General features: G+C 58.3%; 15 protein-coding genes. All 15 read left to right on the top strand.

Annotated elements, in window-relative coordinates; translation table 11 throughout:
* Positions 1–26 precede the first annotated feature (26 nt).
* The 15 genes from asd to KZ772_RS04085 all read left to right on the top strand — a co-directional run bounded on the left by asd (position 27) and on the right by KZ772_RS04085 (position 17565).
* Positions 27–1139, top strand: a complete 1113-nt coding sequence (asd, locus tag KZ772_RS04155) for an aspartate-semialdehyde dehydrogenase (RefSeq protein ID WP_290538595.1) — start codon at positions 27–29, stop codon at positions 1137–1139.
* Positions 1140–1260: 121 nt separating this feature from the next.
* The gene (locus KZ772_RS04150; RefSeq protein WP_290538594.1) at positions 1261–2274 is read left to right on the top strand and encodes an aspartate-semialdehyde dehydrogenase; all 1014 of its coding nucleotides are present in this window, start codon (positions 1261–1263) and stop codon (positions 2272–2274) included.
* A gap of 164 nt (positions 2275–2438) precedes the next feature.
* Complete coding sequence (locus KZ772_RS04145) at positions 2439–5618, top strand: FimV/HubP family polar landmark protein (RefSeq protein WP_290538593.1); 3180 nt, start codon at positions 2439–2441, stop codon at positions 5616–5618.
* A 227-nt stretch (positions 5619–5845) separates the two neighbouring features.
* A complete protein-coding gene (gene truA, locus KZ772_RS04140; RefSeq protein WP_290538592.1) occupies positions 5846–6649 on the top strand; it encodes a tRNA pseudouridine(38-40) synthase TruA in 804 nt (267 codons plus the stop codon).
* A gap of 83 nt (positions 6650–6732) precedes the next feature.
* Entirely contained in the window at positions 6733–7389 is a 657-nt protein-coding gene (locus tag KZ772_RS04135) for a phosphoribosylanthranilate isomerase (protein WP_290538591.1), read from the top strand.
* The gene (trpB, locus tag KZ772_RS04130; RefSeq protein ID WP_290538590.1) at positions 7382–8593 is read left to right on the top strand and encodes a tryptophan synthase subunit beta; all 1212 of its coding nucleotides are present in this window, start codon (positions 7382–7384) and stop codon (positions 8591–8593) included. Before KZ772_RS04135 ends, trpB begins: the two co-directional genes overlap by 8 nt.
* Before the next feature lie 9 nt (positions 8594–8602).
* Positions 8603–9406 (top strand): tryptophan synthase subunit alpha, encoded by an 804-nt coding sequence (gene trpA / locus KZ772_RS04125; protein ID WP_290538589.1) that lies wholly within the window; start codon positions 8603–8605, stop codon positions 9404–9406.
* Between the two features lie 12 nt (positions 9407–9418).
* Positions 9419–10300, top strand: a complete 882-nt coding sequence (gene accD, locus KZ772_RS04120; protein ID WP_290538588.1) for an acetyl-CoA carboxylase, carboxyltransferase subunit beta — start codon at positions 9419–9421, stop codon at positions 10298–10300.
* Positions 10293–11528: a folylpolyglutamate synthase/dihydrofolate synthase family protein gene (locus KZ772_RS04115; RefSeq protein ID WP_290538587.1), complete on the top strand. Its 1236-nt coding sequence runs from the start codon at positions 10293–10295 to the stop codon at positions 11526–11528. Before accD ends, KZ772_RS04115 begins: the two co-directional genes overlap by 8 nt.
* Positions 11521–12135: an SPOR domain-containing protein gene (locus tag KZ772_RS04110; protein ID WP_290538586.1), complete on the top strand. Its 615-nt coding sequence runs from the start codon at positions 11521–11523 to the stop codon at positions 12133–12135. Before KZ772_RS04115 ends, KZ772_RS04110 begins: the two co-directional genes overlap by 8 nt.
* Positions 12136–12283: 148 nt before the next feature.
* Positions 12284–12769, top strand: a complete 486-nt coding sequence (locus tag KZ772_RS04105; protein ID WP_290538585.1) for a CvpA family protein — start codon at positions 12284–12286, stop codon at positions 12767–12769.
* A 66-nt stretch (positions 12770–12835) separates the two neighbouring features.
* Positions 12836–14359 carry an amidophosphoribosyltransferase gene (purF, locus tag KZ772_RS04100; protein ID WP_290538584.1) on the top strand — a complete coding sequence of 508 codons (1524 nt, stop codon included), beginning with the start codon at positions 12836–12838 and terminating at the stop codon, positions 14357–14359.
* A gap of 30 nt (positions 14360–14389) precedes the next feature.
* Positions 14390–15601, top strand: coding sequence for an O-succinylhomoserine sulfhydrylase (locus tag KZ772_RS04095; protein WP_290538583.1), 1212 nt, complete (start codon positions 14390–14392; stop codon positions 15599–15601).
* Between the two features lie 92 nt (positions 15602–15693).
* Positions 15694–16605: a MoxR family ATPase gene (locus KZ772_RS04090; RefSeq protein WP_290538582.1), complete on the top strand. Its 912-nt coding sequence runs from the start codon at positions 15694–15696 to the stop codon at positions 16603–16605.
* Positions 16606–16608: 3 nt separating this feature from the next.
* Entirely contained in the window at positions 16609–17565 is a 957-nt protein-coding gene (locus tag KZ772_RS04085) for a DUF58 domain-containing protein (protein WP_290538581.1), read from the top strand.
* The last annotated feature ends 6 nt before the right edge of the window (positions 17566–17571 follow it).

Here is a 17571-nt window from a genome sequence, read left to right as displayed (position 1 = left end):
CAATCCTTTCAGGAGACAGTTTTCCAATGAAGAAAGTCGGTTTTGTCGGCTGGCGTGGCATGGTGGGTTCCGTTCTGATGGAGCGCATGATTGCCGAAAATGATTTTGCAGATATCGAACCGGTCTTTTTCTCGACCTCCCAGGTCGGACAGGCGGGCCCCGATGTGGGCAAGGATATTCCTGCCCTGGGCGATGCCAAGAGCATTGATGAGTTGAAAAGCCTGGATGTGATCGTGACCTGTCAGGGTGGCGATTACACCAATGAGGTGTATCCCAAGCTGCGTGAAGCCGGCTGGGACGGTTACTGGATTGATGCCGCATCTGCCCTGCGCATGGCGGACAACAGCGTTATCGTGCTGGATCCGGTGAACCGCAAGGTGATCGACAGCGCCCTGGACAAGGGAATCAAGGATTACGTCGGCGGCAACTGTACTGTCAGCCTGATGCTGATGGCTCTGGGTGGTCTGTTCAATGAAGGCCTGGTCGAATGGGCCAGCGCTCAGACCTATCAGGCGGCATCCGGTGCCGGTGCACAGAACATGCGCGAGCTGATCGCCCAGATGGGCAAGATCCACGGCGATGTGGCCGACAAACTGGCTGATCCGGCCAGCGCGATTCTGGATATCGACAGCCAGGTGGCAGCCACCATGCGTAGCAGCGATCTGCCCACCGAGCATTTCGGTCATTCCCTGGCGGGCTCTCTGTTGCCCTGGATCGACAAGGAAATGGAAAACGGTCAGAGCAAGGAAGAGTGGAAGGCCCAGGCAGAAACCAACAAGATTCTGGGCCGTGGCGCGAACCCCATCGCTCTGGATGGCACCTGTGTGCGTATCGGCGCGATGCGCTGCCACGCCCAGGCCCTGACCGTGAAGCTCACCCGTGATGTGCCGCTGGATGAAATCTACGACATCATCGGCAAGGCCAATGACTGGGTGAAAGTGGTGCCGAACGAGAAAGAGGCTACCCTGCGGGATCTGACTCCCACGGCGGTAACCGGTACCCTGAATATCCCGGTGGGTCGTCTGCGTAAGCTCAACATGGGCGGCGAGTACCTGAACGCCTTTACCGTGGGTGACCAGCTGCTGTGGGGTGCGGCGGAGCCGCTGCGCCGTATGCTGCGTATCCTTATGGAGCGCTAAAAAGTAAAAGTTGAAAGTGGAAAAGCGCGGGCAGGGCCGAGGTAGTATCAAGGCCGTGCCCGCGTTTGTATTTGTGGGGGGATAATTGTCGCCCCTGCAGCATCGTTCTTGCGAGGTTTCTATGCGCTCTATCAATCTTGCCATTGTCGGTGCAACTGGGCTGGTCGGTGAGGCTATTATCAAGCTGCTTGCAGATCGGCAGTTTCCGGTTGGCGAGCTTTTTGTGCTGGCATCAGAGAATGGAGCCGGTGGCAAAGTGTCCTTTGCCGGCAAATCGCTGACCGTCAAAAAAGCTGAAGACTTCGACTTTTCCCAGGTGGAGGTGGCGTTGTTTGCTGCTGGCGCCACGGTTAGCCAGCAGCTGGCTCCCCGTGCCGCGGAGGCCGGGGCAGTGGCGGTGGATCTGTCACCGGCGTTTCGTTATGAATCCGATGTGCCGTTGCTGGTCGCCGACGTCAATGATGAGCTGCTGGCCCAGGCCCGGGAAAACAACCTGGTTGCCTGTGCTGATGCCGCCACCGTGCAGCTGGTGCGGGCACTCAAGCCCCTGGCTGATCTGGCCCCTCTGCAGGAGGTGGTGGTGACCCAGTTTCAGGCCGTGTCAGCCACCGGTAGGAGTGGGGTGGATCAATTGGCCCAGCAGAGCGTGCGTCTGCTCAATGGCCTGTCTCCCAGTGAGGCCGCCCAGGCCCAGATCGCTTTCAACGTGCTGCCGGTGAGTGGGCAAGTCCAGGAAAACGGCTTTACCAGCGAAGAGCTCAAGCTGATGCTGGAAACCCGTCGGATTCTGGCTGACCAGCCCGTGTCGGTACAGGTCACCACGGTGCGGGTTCCGGTCTTCTATGGCCACGGGCAGAGTGTGTCGGTTCGTAGCATTCAGCCCTTGGCAATGGCCCAGGCCCTGGGTGTGTGGGAAGGGCAGAGCGACCTGGATGTGCTGGAAAATGATGATCCCCAGGCCATGTCTCCGGTGGCCTCGGTGGAAGGGGAGCCCTGCCTGCGGATTTCCCGAACTCGGGAAGACATGGAAGGCAGCGGCGGTTTGAGCTATTTTAGCGTCGCCGACAATGTCCGTTGGGGGGCCGCTTTGAATGCGGTGAAGGTGGTCGAGAAGTTGCTAAAAGACTATCTGTAATGGATACTTACTGACATTATGTGACGCGGTTTCTAGGTTTTGACCCCTGCCTGGGGCAAAATGTGTGATCAGCGTCATAGGACTGCTTGCCGCCTCGGGTTCGTCCGGTAGCGCCCGCGGGATCGGGCTGAGCGCGGGAAACATAATAAATAAAGGGTTCGACCATGCTTCGAAAACTTGGGTTTGGCTTAACCGCACTGGTAATCATGTCACCAGGCGTAGCGGCGGCTTTAGGGGTTGGGGAATACGAGCTGAATTCCTACCTTAACCAACCCCTGGATATGGAAATTTCTCTGCATGAGGTCGGTGATCTGACCGCAGAGGAAATTCTTGTGAATCTGGCGTCGCAGGCCGAATTTGACGCAGCCGGGGTGGATCGCTCCTATTTTCTCAACCGTATGGATTTCGAGGTTGAGCTGCTGGCTGGTGATAAAGCGTTGTTGCATATCACCACGGATCAGCCGGTTCGCGAACCCTATCTGAATTTCCTGGTGGAATTTCTCTGGCCCACCGGCCGCCTGATGCGTGAGTACACGGTGTTGCTGGACCCGCCCAGCTATGCTGACAGCTCCGCTACCACTGCGCCAACCATCAGCCGGGTCCCGCAACCGGTTAGTCGCAGTGAGCAGGAGCCTCAATCCGCCCCGAGTCGTCCTGCCGCCCAATCACCGACACAAGCAACGTCTCCGGAATCCGGCAGCCCGACTACAGTTAGCAGCCAACCAGTGGCCGACACAGGTCAGCGCAACACTTATACGGTGAAAGCGTCCGACACCATGTGGCGTATCGCCCTGGATAATCGGCCGGCAGAAAGTGTTTCTGTACAGCAGATGCTGGTCGCTATCCAGACCATGAACTCTGATGCCTTTATCAACAATAACGTCAATCTGGTTAGGGAAGGCACGGTGCTTCGCATCCCTAACGAACAGGAAGTGCGTAATATCTCCACCCGCAGTGCCATCGTGGAAGTGGCTGACCAGAATCGGAAATGGCGGGAGATGCTGGAGGCCCGTGGTATTCAGGTACCTCAGCAACGTGCCCAGCTGGATGGCAGTCGTCAGGTTGCAGATAGCGACGACAATGAGACGGGACCGACCACCGGCCAGGTGAAACTGGTTTCTCCGGAATCTACCGCTGGGGTTGATGATGGTGACAGCACTGGTTCTGCCCGCGAGGGTAGTGCCAATACCGCGGTGCTTGAGAATGAGTTGGCGATTCGTGACGAAAACCTGGACCGTCTGGACCGAGAAAACTCCGAGCTGAAATCCCGTCTTGACGATCTGGAGGCGCAGACCCGCACCAGCGAGCAATTGCTGAAACTGCGTAACGATCAGATTGCACAGTTGCAGGAAGAGCTCCGCAAGCTGCGCGAAGAACAGGGTGTCGCCGTGGAAGGTGAAGACCCGCTCATGGAAGACCCCGCCGAGCCCGAAGTGTCTGCCGCGAATGATGACATCGATGCCACTGCCGGCAGTGATGGCGATATGGCAGATTCTGGTGAGGAAGGCTCCGAGCCGATGCAGGACGAGGCTGATGCTGCAGCCCAGGGCGATGCGACTGTGGCGGCAACGGACACTGGTGTTGCTGAGAATGATGCTGCAGAGGCTGAGGGCGCAGAAGATCCAGAAGGTACAGAAAGTGCCGGCACCGATCTGTCGGATAACGCCGAGCCAGCAGTTGCTGCCGGTGAGCCCGCAGTGGAAAAAACACCGGAGGTGGCCAAGCCCAAGCCGGTTGCGCCTGCACAGCCTCCTGCCCCGCAACAGGGTGGTATAGTTGATCTGTTGCTGGATAACCTGATGTATATCGGCTTGGCACTGATTGCCATTCTGCTGTTGCTCTTCCTGCTGCTGCGAGGCAAGAAGAAGGATGATGCTGATGAAGAGGCTGGTGGTGCTCTGTTTGAAGACCTGAATGATGAGGGCCAGGATGAATTCGGGCTCAATCTGGATGATGACGATGTCGTTGCCGGCACAGTCAGTGAGCAGGATGACGAAGCCGAAGTTCCGGAGCAGACCAGCAGCCAGGACCCGCTGGAAGACGTGGAAGTCTATGTGGCCTATGGTCGCTACCCGCAGGCGGTGGACTTCCTGCGCAATGAGATCAACAAGCATCCCCAGCGAGCCGATCTGAAAGTCCGTTTGCTGGAGCTCCTCAAGGAAATGAATGACGATGCTGCTTTCCGGCAGCAGACCAGCATTTTTGCCGGCACTTCTCCGGAGGTAGATGACGCCATCGCCCGTCTGGGAGGCAATGTGGTATCACGGGCTTCCGGCGGTGATGATGCGCTGTCTCTGGATGATCTTGAGATGGGGCTCTCTTCTGATCTGGGCGACGATGTGCCCACCATGCAGGCGGATGAGCCGGAAGCATTCTCCATCGCCTCAAGTGATCAGGAAAAAGAGGAGCAGGGCGACGAGCTGGCGGATTTCGATTTCGAGCTTGACGCGGATGAAGACGGCGACGGCGACGGCGACAATACCTTGATGCTGGATGCTTCTGAGGACAATGCAGCTTCGCTGGATGATTTCAGCCTAGATTTTGAAGACGACAGCAAGCCGGAAGCAGAGCAGGAAGCGCCTCTATCCGATGCAGATAAGCAGTCCCTGGGTGCCAGTCCGGTTCTGGAGCTGGATGACGTCAGCAGTTCATCCCTGGGCGATGATGATACCGAGTACGGCGATCTGAATCTTGATGACATGAGCCTCGAGTTCGACGAGTCCGGCGACAGCGAAGACAGTAAGGAAGAGCTTGATCTTTCTCTGGATGATCTGGATCTGGATGGTGACTCTGGTGAAAGTGCGGATGACACCCTGACGGACCTGGACCTGGAACTGGACGAGGCAGAGAAATCCCTGGCCGGTGCTGCGGACAGTGACGACAAGGACGATCTCGCCGACCTGGATCTGGAGATGCCCGCTGACGAGCCGACCCCGGCTTCCGAGCAGGCCGCTTCCCTGGAAGATCTGCTGGGTGACGACGACCTGCAGCTGGACGATCAGGACGACAGCCTGTCTCTGGATGAAGAGCCGGTTCAGGAAGAATCTCCTTCCGACGCGCCGATCCCAGCCCCGGAACCGGAAGCTCCGGTCGCCCCTGCCGAGCCGGAAGGCGACATTGAGCCTCCTGCTGCCCCCCAGGCAGCCGGCGATGTGCTCGGCGACGAGGATGATTTCGACTTCCTCGGCGAGACCGACGAAAACGCCACCAAACTGGATCTGGCCAAAGCCTATATCGACATGGGCGATACTGAAGGTGCCCGGGATATCCTCAACGAGGTCATCTCTGAAGGTACCGATCAGCAGCAGGCAGAAGCACGTGAACTGATGGGGCAGGTTGGCTGATCAGTTCTGAGCTAGGAAAAAGGGGGGCGATGCCTTAAGGTATCGCCCCCTTTTTGTTTTAGTTACGAGTTGAAAGTTCAAAGTGGAAAAGTGCGCGCCCGGCCGGGGTTACACGGTGAAGGCCCGGGCTGCGAAGCAGACCTTGGCAGTGCGGCCCAGATTTATCGCCAGGCTGGCACTTTGTGTGGGTTTTAACTTTTCGCTTTGACCTTTCAACTGAGGTTGTCATGGCCCGTATTGCCCTTGGAATTGAATACGACGGTACCGACTTTCGTGGCTGGCAGACTCAGCAGGCCGGTGTCAGAACCGTGCAGGAATGTCTTGAGAAGGCGCTGTCGAAAGTGGCTGACCATCCAGTAGCGGTGGTCTGTGCCGGTCGCACCGATGCTGGCGTGCACGGCACCGGGCAGGTGGTGCATTTCGATTCCGATGCGTCCCGTGAGATGAAAAGCTGGATCATGGGCGGCAATACCAATCTGCCACGGGATGTGACTGTGCGCTGGGCCACCCCTGTCAGCGAGGAATTCCACGCCCGCTTTTCTGCTGTCAGCCGCCGTTACCGTTACGTTATCTACAATCACTCCCGCCCGCCGGCTCTGTACCGCAATCAGGTGACCTGGAATTACCGACCGCTAAATCTGGGCGCCATGCGTGAAGCGGCCGATTACCTGGTTGGCAGCCATGACTTTACCGCTTACCGCAGTGTGCACTGTCAGGCAAAGTCACCGCACAAGACCCTGCACAGCCTGAGACTGTATGAATACGGCAAGGTGATCGTGCTGGAGGCCCATGCTAACGCCTTCTTGATGCATATGGTGCGTAATATGGCGGGTGTGTTGATGACGATCGGGGCGGGCAAGAGACCGGCGCACTGGGCCCGAGAGGTGCTGGAGTCCAAAGACCGCCGCAAGGGGGCAGCAACGGCACCGCCATTTGGCCTGTATCTGGTGGATATCGAATATCCGGATCACTTTCATCTACCCAGAGAGCCGTTGGGGCCCCTGTGGTTGCCCCATTCCCTTGAGGCATAATGAAGGTGGTGACAGCGAATCATTTCTCGCTGATGCCCCGAAAAATCCCTAATCCGTCGGGCTTTTGATACACTGGAGAACCCATGACCATACCCCGGGTCAAAATCTGTGGCATCACCCGCATTGAGGATGGACTGGCGGCGGCAAGCGCCGGTGCTGATGCCATTGGTTTGGTGTTTTACGAGCCCAGCCCCCGTTTTGTTACGGTCGCCCGGGCGGCGGCAATCTGTGCCAGCCTGCCCCCGTTCGTGACCACGGTTGGCTTGTTCGTGAATGCGTCGCAAGCCGCCATAGAGCATGTGTTGAGCCAGGTGCCGCTGGATCTGCTGCAATTTCATGGTGATGAGCCCGCGCAGTTCTGTACCCGCTTTTCGCGCCCCTGGATCAAGGCGGTGCGCATGAAAGACGATGTGGATCTGTACCGCTGTGCGGCGCAATACCGGGAAGCAGCGGGGTTGCTGGTCGATAGCTATGTGGCCGGTGTGCCCGGTGGCACCGGAGAAACCTTTAACTGGGGCAGGTTACCCAAGGATCTGCCCCTTCCTGTGGTGCTGGCCGGTGGCCTGCATCCGGGCAATGTGGCCGATGCCGTGGCACAGGTACGGCCATGGGCGGTGGATGTTAGTGGCGGCGTTGAACAGAAGACGGTTCAGGGCGGTCGCAGTGGCGGGATCAAGGATCCGGCTGCCATCCGCGCCTTTATCAAAAGTGCGAAAATACGAGGAGTAGCTGGTGTCTGAACGCCCTGATTTTTCTGCTTTTCCTGACGCCCGAGGCCATTTTGGCCAGTTTGGCGGCTGTTTTGTTTCCGAGACCCTGATGGGAGCTCTGGACGATCTGGCTGCCATGTATGAGCGTCTCAAGGATGATCCGCAGTTCCGCGCGGATTTCGATTACGACCTGGCCCATTATGTGGGCCGCCCGTCGCCGTTGTATCTGGCGGAGCGATGGTCGAAGCAGCTCGGCGGCGCCAAGATCTGGCTCAAGCGTGAAGATTTGAACCACACCGGTGCCCACAAGGTGAACAACACCATCGGCCAGGCTCTGTTGGCCAAGCACATGGGCAAGCCGCGGGTGATTGCGGAAACCGGGGCAGGGCAGCATGGCGTGGCAACGGCCACCGTGGCGGCCCGGCTGGGGCTCAAGTGCCAGGTGTACATGGGGGCCGAGGATGTGGAGCGGCAAAAGCTCAACGTCTACCGCATGAAGCTGCTGGGTGCCGAGGTGATTCCGGTGACGTCCGGTTCGAAAACCCTGAAAGATGCCATGAACGAGGCCATGCGTGACTGGGTCACCAATGTGGACGACACCTTCTACATCATCGGCACCGTGGCAGGCCCGCATCCGTATCCGCTGCTGGTGCGCGATTTCCAGTGCGTGATCGGTCGTGAAGCCCGTGAGCAGAGCCTGAAGCAGGCCGGAAAACTGCCGGATGCGCTGGTAGCGTGTGTGGGTGGCGGTTCCAACGCCATTGGCCTGTTCCATCCCTTCCTCAATGACGATGACGTGGCCATGTACGGTGTGGAAGCCGCCGGCGACGGCATCGAAACCGGTCGTCATGCGGCACCGCTGAGCGCCGGGCGCCCTGGTGTGCTGCACGGTAACCGTACCTACCTGATGGAAGACGATAACGGCCAGATCATCGAAACCCATTCCGTGTCCGCTGGCCTGGATTATCCTGGCGTCGGCCCGGAGCACGCCTGGTTGAAGGATCTGGGTCGGGTCAACTATGTGTCTGCGGATGACAAGGAGGCCCTCTCGGCGTTCCGTGAGCTGACCCGGGTGGAGGGCATCATGCCGGCTCTGGAATCGGCCCATGCGCTGGCCTATGCGCGCAAACTGGCTCCAACCATGTCACCGGATCAGAATATTGTCGTGAACCTGTCCGGTCGTGGGGACAAGGACATTCTGACTGTCGCCGCCATCGATGGCATTGAATTTTAAGGAGCAGTAATGCGTCGTATTGAAAGCTGTTTTCAGCGGCTGGCCGAGCAGAACCGCAAGGCCCTGATTCCCTTTGTGACCGCCGGTGATTCCAGCAAGGAAGTGACGGTGCCACTGATGCACGCCATGGTGGAAGCCGGTGCCGACATCATTGAGCTGGGGGTGCCTTTCTCGGATCCCATGGCCGATGGCCCGGTGATTCAGAAGGCCTGTGAGCGGGCCCTGGCCCATGGCACCTCTACCCATGATGTGCTGGCCATGGTCAAGGAGTTCCGCGAGCGCGATACCCGGACCCCGGTGGTACTGATGGGCTATCTGAACCCGGTGGAAGCGCTTGGCTACGAAAGCTTTGCCAAGGCCGCCTCTCAAGCCGGCGTGGATGGCATCCTGCTGGTGGATCTGCCGCCGGAAGAGGCGCTGGAAATCAAACCTGTGATGGATGCCCACGAGCTGGACATGATTTTCCTGGTGGCACCCACCACTTCGGATGCCCGTATCAAGCTGATTGGCAAGGCCGGCTCTGGCTACCTGTATTACGTGTCCCTGAAGGGGGTTACCGGCTCCGCATCCCTGAATGTGGACGAAGTGGCCAGCCGGGTTGAAACAATTCGCAACCTTGCTCAATTGCCCATTGGTGTCGGCTTTGGTATCAAAGACGCTGAATCTGCACAGGCGGTGAGCCGGGTGTCCGACGGTGTGGTCGTAGGTAGTGCTCTGGTGAACCAGATCGCTGCCAATCCGGATAACCCGGGGGCGATCAACAAGGCCATCAGTGACATCCTGGCCGCCATGCGCAACGCTATGGATCAGTAACGGGACCTTTGCATGAGCAACAGCAACTGGCTGGAAAAAATCCTGCCTGCAGTACGTCGCCCCCAGGAAAACCGGCGCAACAACATTCCCGAGGGGCTGTGGCGTAAGTGCCCACGCTGCGACGGGGTGGTGTACCGGCCTGAACTGGACCGCAACATGGATGTTTGCCCGAAGTGTGAGCATCACCTGCGTATCAATGCTCGGCGGCGGCTCAAGCTGTTTCTGGACGAAGGCGCGCAGACGGAAATCGGTACGGAACTGGCACCGGTGGACCGTCTCAAGTTCAAGGACTCCAAGAAATACAAAGACCGTCTGGTTGCTGCCCAGAAAGCCACCGAAGAAAACGACGCGCTGATTGCCCTGAAAGGCACTCTGCACGGAGAGCCCCTGGTGGCCTGTGCCTTCGAATTCAACTTCATGGGCGGTTCCATGGGCTCCGTGGTCGGCGAGCGTTTTGTTCGTGCTGTAGATGTGTGCCTGGAGCAAAAGCTGCCGCTGGTGTGTTTTTCTGCCAGTGGCGGGGCGCGTATGCAGGAAGCCCTGTTCTCCCTGATGCAGATGGCCAAGACCAGCGCAGCGCTGGAAAAGATGCGCCAGGCGGGTTTACCGTTTATCTCTGTGCTTACCGATCCGGTCTATGGTGGCGTTTCTGCGTCCCTGGCCATGCTTGGTGACGTAAATGTGGCTGAGCCCAACGCCCTGATCGGTTTTGCCGGGCCCCGGGTTATTGAGCAGACCGTGCGACAGAAATTGCCTGAGGGCTTCCAGCGCAGTGAATTCCTGCTGGATCATGGTGCTATCGATATGATCGTGTCCCGCCACGATATGCGCGACACTCTCCATCGCTTGCTGGCGAACATGATGGGCTGGTCCCTCCAGACTGTTGATGACTGATGATTCCGCCGCTTCCGCTCTGGCCGCCTGGCTGGAGCGGATCGAGGCCATGCATCCCACCGAAATCGAACTGGGCCTGGAACGTATCCGGCAGGTAGCCCGTCGTCTTGGGGTGGACACGATGCCGGTGCCGGTGATCACCGTGGCCGGTACCAACGGTAAAGGTTCCACCCTGAGCCTGATGCAGTCCCTCGCGGAGCGTCATGGCCGTCGAGTCTGTCTCTATACCTCTCCTCATCTGCACCGTTTCAATGAGCGCGTGCGTCTGCCCCATGGACAGGCCTCTGATCAGCAGCTCTGTGAGGCATTTGCGCAGGTGCAACAGGCTCGCCTGGACATTTCCCTGACCTATTTCGAGTTCAGTACCCTGGCGGCACTATGGTTGTTCCGGCAAAGCGAGGCCGATCTGGTGCTGCTGGAAGTAGGCTTGGGTGGCCGGCTTGATGCGGTGAATATCGTTGATCCGGATGTGGCGGTGGTCACCTCGGTGGGGCTGGATCATCAGGACTGGCTGGGCGAAACACGAGAAGCTATTGCCGGCGAAAAATGCGGCATCGCCCGTCCCGGCAGGCCTCTGGTTTTCGGCGAGGAAGACTGGCCGGAAAATCTTCCTGCCCTGGCAGAACACTATGCGGCGGAGCCGGTTTTTGCCGGCCGTGATTTCCGCCTCACCGAGCAAGGCGTCACGCTCAGTGATGGCCGCGAGTTGGCCTTTCCCTCCAAGGTGATCCTGGGCCGGGATAACCTGGCAACGGCCTGCCAGGCGCTTAGCCTGGCCGGAATTGTCGTCGATGCACAGGATTGCGCGGCAGTGGCGGATGTGACCCTGTTCGGTCGTTGTGAATTCCGGCAGCTGCAGGGACATGACTGCTGGTTTGATGTGGGCCACAACCTGCCGGCCGTGACCCGTTTCCTGCAGCTGTTGCCTCCCTGTGAAGGGCGGCGGCATCTGGTGTTCGGGATGATGGCGGACAAGCCCATTGATGAGGTGGTGGCGTTATTTGCCGGTCAGCCGGTGAATTGGCATCTGGCAGCGCCAGCCATGGCAAGGGCGGCATCGCCCGCCAGGCTGGCGGCTGCTTTGCCGTCGCAGGCATCATATCGTCAGTATGGCAGTGTTTCCGAGGCACTGCAGGGCGCTCTGGATGCTGCACAGCGTCACGATCAGGTGCTAATCTTCGGGTCTTTCTATACCGTTGCGGAAGCGAGGGGAGAGCAAGGTGGATAAACGAACCCGCCAGCGCATTATCGGCATTGTCCTGTTGTTGGTTCTGGCCGCCGTGCTGGCGCCCTTTGTGTTCCGGTCACCGGAACAGATCCGCAATGCGCTGGATATGCAAATACCGGATCAGCCGGAGATGACGGCGGTGAATGTGGAGCCGGTAGTGTCTGCAGACATGGAAAGCGCGGCGGCGGAACGTATCCAGTCTGAGCGTCAGGCGGTCAAGGAGGCCGCAGAAGAGCAGTTACACGCCGAGACGGACAGCACCGAAAAGTCTGCCGAGGTTGCCCGTGAAGACAGCCAGACTGCGCCGCTGGCTGACGATGCCCCGGTACCGCCGCCGGCGGATCAGGATGACGGGCCGGTTTTGGCTGGTTTTGTGGTCCAGGTGGGCAGTTATTCCAGCGCAGATAATGCAGCCGGCATGGTGGACAAGCTGAAAGCCGCCGGCTATCGGGCCTATAGCGAAACCGACAGTCACCAGGGCAAGGTCGTTCATCGTGTGATGGTGGGACCGGAAATCCACAAGAAGGATGCCGAGCGGACCCGCCAGCAGCTGGCGGATGACAGCCGTTTTGGCTTCAAGGGGCTGGTGCGGATCTACGCACCCTGATTGCCACCATCCACTGGCTGTATCCATGGGCAAGTGGTTCGGCCTCTGTTAAACTTCGCGCTCTGAATTTCCCGGGTGGCCTGCGGCTGACAAAGGCTCCAACTCACCTCGGGACAAGCGTTTATCCGCCGGCGAGAGCACGCTTTACATGAATCTGGCAGACGCCATCATTCTGATCGTCATCGCAATTTCCGCTTTGCTGAGCGTGCGCCGAGGCTTCACCCGCGAAGCCTTTTCGTTGCTCACCTGGGTGGCGGCCTTTATCATCGCGCGCCTGTTCAGTCCGGCTCTGGATCTTCTTCTCCAGGATCAGATCGCTACCCCCAGCCTCCGTGCCGCCGTTGCTTTCGGCCTGCTGTTTGTCTTGACGCTGGTGGTTGGCGCCCTCATTAACCATCTGCTCGGTGAGCTGATCCGTGTCACCGGGCTGAGCAGTACTGATCGATTGCTGGGTATGGTCTTCGGCGCCTTGCGAGGGGTGCTGCTGATGGTCGTGCTGGTAGCCCTGGGGCGGCATCTTTTTGGCGCCGACCCATGGTGGCAAGAATCCACCCTGGTTCCGCATCTGGTCATGATGGAAGCGTGGACCCGGGATATGGGCGAGAAACTGCTCGCTCTGATCATGAACGTATAAGCAACGAGGGTGTGTAAACATCGTTCATACTGACGGTGTCACAGGCCCTAACGAGAGGAAAGTACCATGTGCGGCATTGTGGGCATTGTCGGCCATAGCTATGTGAACCAGGGCATTTATGATGCGCTGACAGTCCTTCAGCATCGGGGGCAGGATGCAGCCGGTATCGTTACCTGTGACGGAGATCGTCTCTATCTGCGCAAGGACAACGGCATGGTGCGCGATGTGTTTCGCACCCGTCATATGCGCCGCTTGGTTGGCAACATGGGGATTGGCCATGTGCGTTATCCCACCGCGGGCAGCTCCAGCTCAGCGGAAGCCCAGCCGTTCTATGTGAATTCCCCCTACGGCATCACTCTGGCCCACAACGGCAATCTCACCAATGCCGAGGAACTGGCCGAGCATATCTTCCGGGCTGATCTGCGCCATATCAATACCACCTCTGATTCCGAGGTGCTGTTGAATGTGTTCGCCCACGAACTGCAGAGTCTGGGCAAGTTGCAGCCTGAACCGGACGATATCTTTGACGCGGTTGCCGCAGTACACAAGCGGGTGGAAGGGGCCTATGCGGTGGTGGCCATGATTACCGGTTACGGCATCCTGGCGTTCCGTGACCCTCATGGTATTCGGCCAGTCTGTTTCGGTCGCAAGGATACCCCGGACGGGCCCGAGTACATGGTGGCTTCCGAATCCGTGGCATTGTCTTCTCTGGGCTTTCATATCGAACGTGATCTGGAGCCGGGCGAAGCCATCTATATCACCGCCGAAGGGGAGATGCACACCCGCCAGTGTGCCGACAATCCCAGCCTGCACCCGTGCATTTTCGAACAGGTATACCTGGCACGTCCGGATTCCATCATCGACGGCATTTCGGTGTACAAGGCCCGGTTGCGCATGGGCGAGAAACTGGCAGAAAAAGTGGAACGTGAATGGCCGGACCACGATATCGACGTGGTGATTCCTATTCCTGATACCAGCCGTACTTCGGCTCTGCAGATGGCCAACCATTTGGGCGTGAAATATCGCGAAGGCTTCATCAAGAATCGTTATATCGGCCGTACCTTCATCATGCCCGGTCAGCAGCAGCGCAAGAAATCTGTGCGTCAGAAGCTGAATGCCATCGAGCTGGAGTTCAAGGGCAAGAATGTCCTGCTGGTGGATGACTCCATTGTGCGTGGAACGACCTGCAACGAGATTATCCAGATGGCGCGCGAAGCCGGTGCCCGTAAAGTGTATTTCGCTTCTGCGGCTCCAGCGGTGCAGTATCCCAATGTCTATGGCATTGATATGCCGGCAGCACAGGAACTGATTGCCCATGGCCGTACCACCGAAGAAATTGGCAAACTGATCGGTGCTGACAAGTTGATTTACCAGGACCTGGAAGATCTGGTGGAGACTTGCAAGGAAGGCAATCCCGGGGTGGAGTCCTTTGACTGTTCCGTGTTCAATGGAACGTATCTGGCGGGCAATATCACACCGGAGTATCTGGCAAGTCTTGAAGCTCGTCGCAATGACATGGCCAAGGGCAGTAATGAAAAAACCCAGGCCCTGGCAGATAACGAGATTATCGATTTGCACAACACGAACTGAGCACGACCCAAAGGAAAATTGAGGCTATCAATGAACGATCTGGATCCGACACAACTTGATGTGGAAACCCTGGCTATCCGCACCGCACAGTTGCGTACGGACGAGATGGCTCACTCGGATCCGATTTTTCTGACCTCCAGTTTCGTCTATGAAAGTGCGGCGCAGGCCGCGGCTCGCTTCGGGGGACAGGAACCGGGCAATATCTATTCCCGCTTCACCAATCCCACCGTACGGGCTTTCGAGCAGCGTCTGGCAGCCCTGGAGGGAGGTGAAGCCTGTGTGGCCTTCGCCTCTGGTATGGCCGCTATCAGTGGCACCTTCTTTTCCCTGCTGTCACCGGGCGACCACATTGTCAGTTCTCGCAGTGTATTCGGTACCACCAATGTGGTGTTTGACAAATACCTGGCCAAGTTCGGTATCGAAACGTCTTTGGTGGATCTGAGTGAATTGAAGGACTGGGAAGCGGCAATTCGCCCGGAAACCCGGATCCTCTATCTGGAGACGCCGTCCAACCCGTTGTCAGAAATTGGCGATATCCGGGCCCTTGCCAAACTGGCCCATGACAACGGCGCCTTGCTGGTGGTGGATAACTGTTTTTGTACCCCAGCCCTGCAGAAACCCCTGGATCTTGGGGCGGACATCATCATTCACAGTGCCACTAAATACCTGGATGGCCAGGGCCGCTGCCTTGGTGGTGCCGTAGTGGGTCCAAAAGCAGAAATGGAAGAAGTGCTGGGCTTTGTCCGTTCCGCCGGTGCCTGTATGAGCCCTTTTAACGCCTGGGTATTCCTGAAGGGCCTGGAGACACTGAAATTACGCATGGAAGCACAGAGTGCTCGCACCCAGGAGCTGGCTGAGTGGCTGGAAAGCCAGCCAGGTATTGTTCGGGTGCACTATGCCGGTCTGAAGAATCACCCCCAACATGCATTGGCCGGTAAACAGCAGTCCGGTTATGGTGCGGTCATGTCCATTGAAGTGGAAGATGCCGCAGGCTGCAGGGATCGGCAGGCAGCCTGGCGCTTTATTGATGCCACCCGGCTGATTTCCATTACCGCTAATCTGGGAGATGTTAAAACGACGATCACGCACCCAGCCTCAACAACTCATGGGCGTGTGAAAGAGGAAGAAAAACAGCGGGCCGGAGTCACCGAAAATCTGATTCGTCTTGCTATTGGCCTGGAATCGGTCAATGACCTTAAGGCGGATTTGAGCCGGGGATTGCAGGCGATCGCTAGCGCATAACAATAAGCGCCTGGCGCTTGCTGGCTGACCCCTCGCAAAAGAAGGCGGCATCTCACCGATAGCGCCCGGTCAATACAGAATCAAGGGGAATCATGCAGGCACTGGATAAAGCCCTGGCCCAGGTGGGCCGCGTGGTACTGGGCAAAGAAGAACAATTGAAGCTCGCGCTTACCTGCATGCTGGCCAATGGCCATCTGCTTATCGAAGACCTGCCTGGCATGGGGAAAACCACGCTTGCTCATGCTTTGGCCCGGGTGTTCAAGCTTGAGTACCGGCGGGTGCAGTTCACCAGTGATATGTTGCCGGCGGATATTCTCGGCGTCTCCGTATTCGATCCCAACACACAGCAGTTTTCCCTTCGTGAAGGTCCGGTTTTCACCCAGTTACTACTGGCGGATGAAATCAATCGGGCCACACCGAAAACCCAGAGTGCGCTGCTTGAAGCCATGGAAGAGCGACAGGTGACCCTGGACGGGGTGACCCGGATCTTGCCGCAACCCTTCTTTGTTATCGCTACCCAGAATCCGGTAGATCAGGCGGGCACGTTCGTGTTGCCCGAATCGCAGCTTGATCGTTTTCTGATGCGGATTTCCCTGGGCTACCCGGCCCCTGAAGTTGAGCTGCAGCTATTGGCTGGTGGCGACCTGCGTGAGCAGGTTCGTGAGCTGCAGTCAGTGATTAATAGTGAAGGGTTGATCAAGTTGTCACGGGTGGTGGGTAAAGTCCGCGCCAGCCATGAGTTGCTGGACTATGTTCAGCGTTTGCTGGATACCACCCGTTCCGATGACCGTTTCGTCGCTGGGCTGTCTCCCCGAGCCGGCCTGGGCTTGCTCAAGGCAGCCCGGGCCTGGGCCCTGGTCAGTGGCAGGGATTATGTATTGCCGGAAGATGTGCAGGCGGTATGGCCATCCGTGGCGGAGCACCGTCTGAGTGCTCGTCAGGGGGGGAGTGTGGCGGCCATTACCCAGTCCCTGCTGCAGTCCGTGCCAGTCATACGTCGCTAATCCATGCAGCTGCCGGCGCCGATACGGGACCTTTATGAACGCTGGCTGGCCCGGCGCTTGCCTCCGGCCAGGCAGATCGTGCTGGATCGGCGCCGCATATTTATTTTTCCGACCGGTTACGGTTTCTTTTATCTGCTGGTGGCGGCGCTGCTTTTCATCGGCGGCATCAATTACGAAAACAATCTGATTCTGGCCTTGTCCTTCCTGCTCGCCAGCTTGTTCATGGTGGCGATTCTGCATACCTTCCGGAATCTGTTTGCCCTGGGCATGCGTAACGGGGATAGCGAATCCGGTTTTGCGGGAGAGGAAGGCGCGTTGGAACTCGTATTGTTTGCCCAGCGACGAGATCACCATTGCGTCTGGTTCCGCTGGCGTGGTCAGGACGGCCAGCAGATCAGTATCCGCAGAGGTGAAGAAGAAAGCCTGTGGCTGAATCTGCCACTGACAGAACGAGGGAGGGTGGCGGCACCTCGCCTCAAGGTGGAAAGCCGCTTTCCGCTGGGGTTGTTACGCACCTGGTCCTATGTATCGCTGGACCACTATTGTCTGGCCTGGCCACGGCCGGAGGAAAGTCTGGATTGCCCGGCAGATGGCGGCAAGGAAAATCAGCAGGCGTTCAGCAGTGGCCAGTCAGGCAATGACGAATTCCAGGGGCTGCGCAGCTACACTCCAGGGGACTCCCTTCGCCGGGTAGACTGGAAAGGTTACGCACGGGGTCGCGGCTTGAATATCAAGCAGTTCGAGGAACCGGTGGGCGGCCGTTTGTGGTTGCGCTGGGATCGTTTGCAGGGCCTCGGCGAGGAGCAGCGACTTTCCATACTGTGCTACTGGGTTTTGCAACTGGACCAGCAGCGCCAGCCCTATGGTCTGGAGTTGCCGGGCCTGACGTTGGCGCCGGATACCGGTGATGTGCATCGCTGGCGGCTGCTGGATGCTCTGGCCAGCTATCCGGATTACTGAGGTTTT

Source organism: Alcanivorax sp. (assembly GCF_019431375.1).
GTDB lineage: Bacteria > Pseudomonadota > Gammaproteobacteria > Pseudomonadales > Alcanivoracaceae > Alcanivorax > Alcanivorax jadensis_A.
This window is presented reverse-complemented; position numbering and strand designations above follow the sequence as displayed.

Coding starts and splice junctions, on each gene's coding strand:
- asd (WP_290538595.1), top strand. CDS start 27: ATGAAGAAAGTCGGTTTTGTCGGCTGGCGTGGCATGGTGGGTTCCGTT.
- KZ772_RS04150 (WP_290538594.1), top strand. CDS start 1,261: ATGCGCTCTATCAATCTTGCCATTGTCGGTGCAACTGGGCTGGTCGGT.
- KZ772_RS04145 (WP_290538593.1), top strand. CDS start 2,439: ATGCTTCGAAAACTTGGGTTTGGCTTAACCGCACTGGTAATCATGTCA.
- truA (WP_290538592.1), top strand. CDS start 5,846: ATGGCCCGTATTGCCCTTGGAATTGAATACGACGGTACCGACTTTCGT.
- KZ772_RS04135 (WP_290538591.1), top strand. CDS start 6,733: ATGACCATACCCCGGGTCAAAATCTGTGGCATCACCCGCATTGAGGAT.
- trpA (WP_290538589.1), top strand. CDS start 8,603: ATGCGTCGTATTGAAAGCTGTTTTCAGCGGCTGGCCGAGCAGAACCGC.
- accD (WP_290538588.1), top strand. CDS start 9,419: ATGAGCAACAGCAACTGGCTGGAAAAAATCCTGCCTGCAGTACGTCGC.
- KZ772_RS04115 (WP_290538587.1), top strand. CDS start 10,293: ATGACTGATGATTCCGCCGCTTCCGCTCTGGCCGCCTGGCTGGAGCGG.
- KZ772_RS04105 (WP_290538585.1), top strand. CDS start 12,284: ATGAATCTGGCAGACGCCATCATTCTGATCGTCATCGCAATTTCCGCT.
- purF (WP_290538584.1), top strand. CDS start 12,836: ATGTGCGGCATTGTGGGCATTGTCGGCCATAGCTATGTGAACCAGGGC.
- KZ772_RS04095 (WP_290538583.1), top strand. CDS start 14,390: ATGAACGATCTGGATCCGACACAACTTGATGTGGAAACCCTGGCTATC.
- KZ772_RS04090 (WP_290538582.1), top strand. CDS start 15,694: ATGCAGGCACTGGATAAAGCCCTGGCCCAGGTGGGCCGCGTGGTACTG.
- KZ772_RS04085 (WP_290538581.1), top strand. CDS start 16,609: ATGCAGCTGCCGGCGCCGATACGGGACCTTTATGAACGCTGGCTGGCC.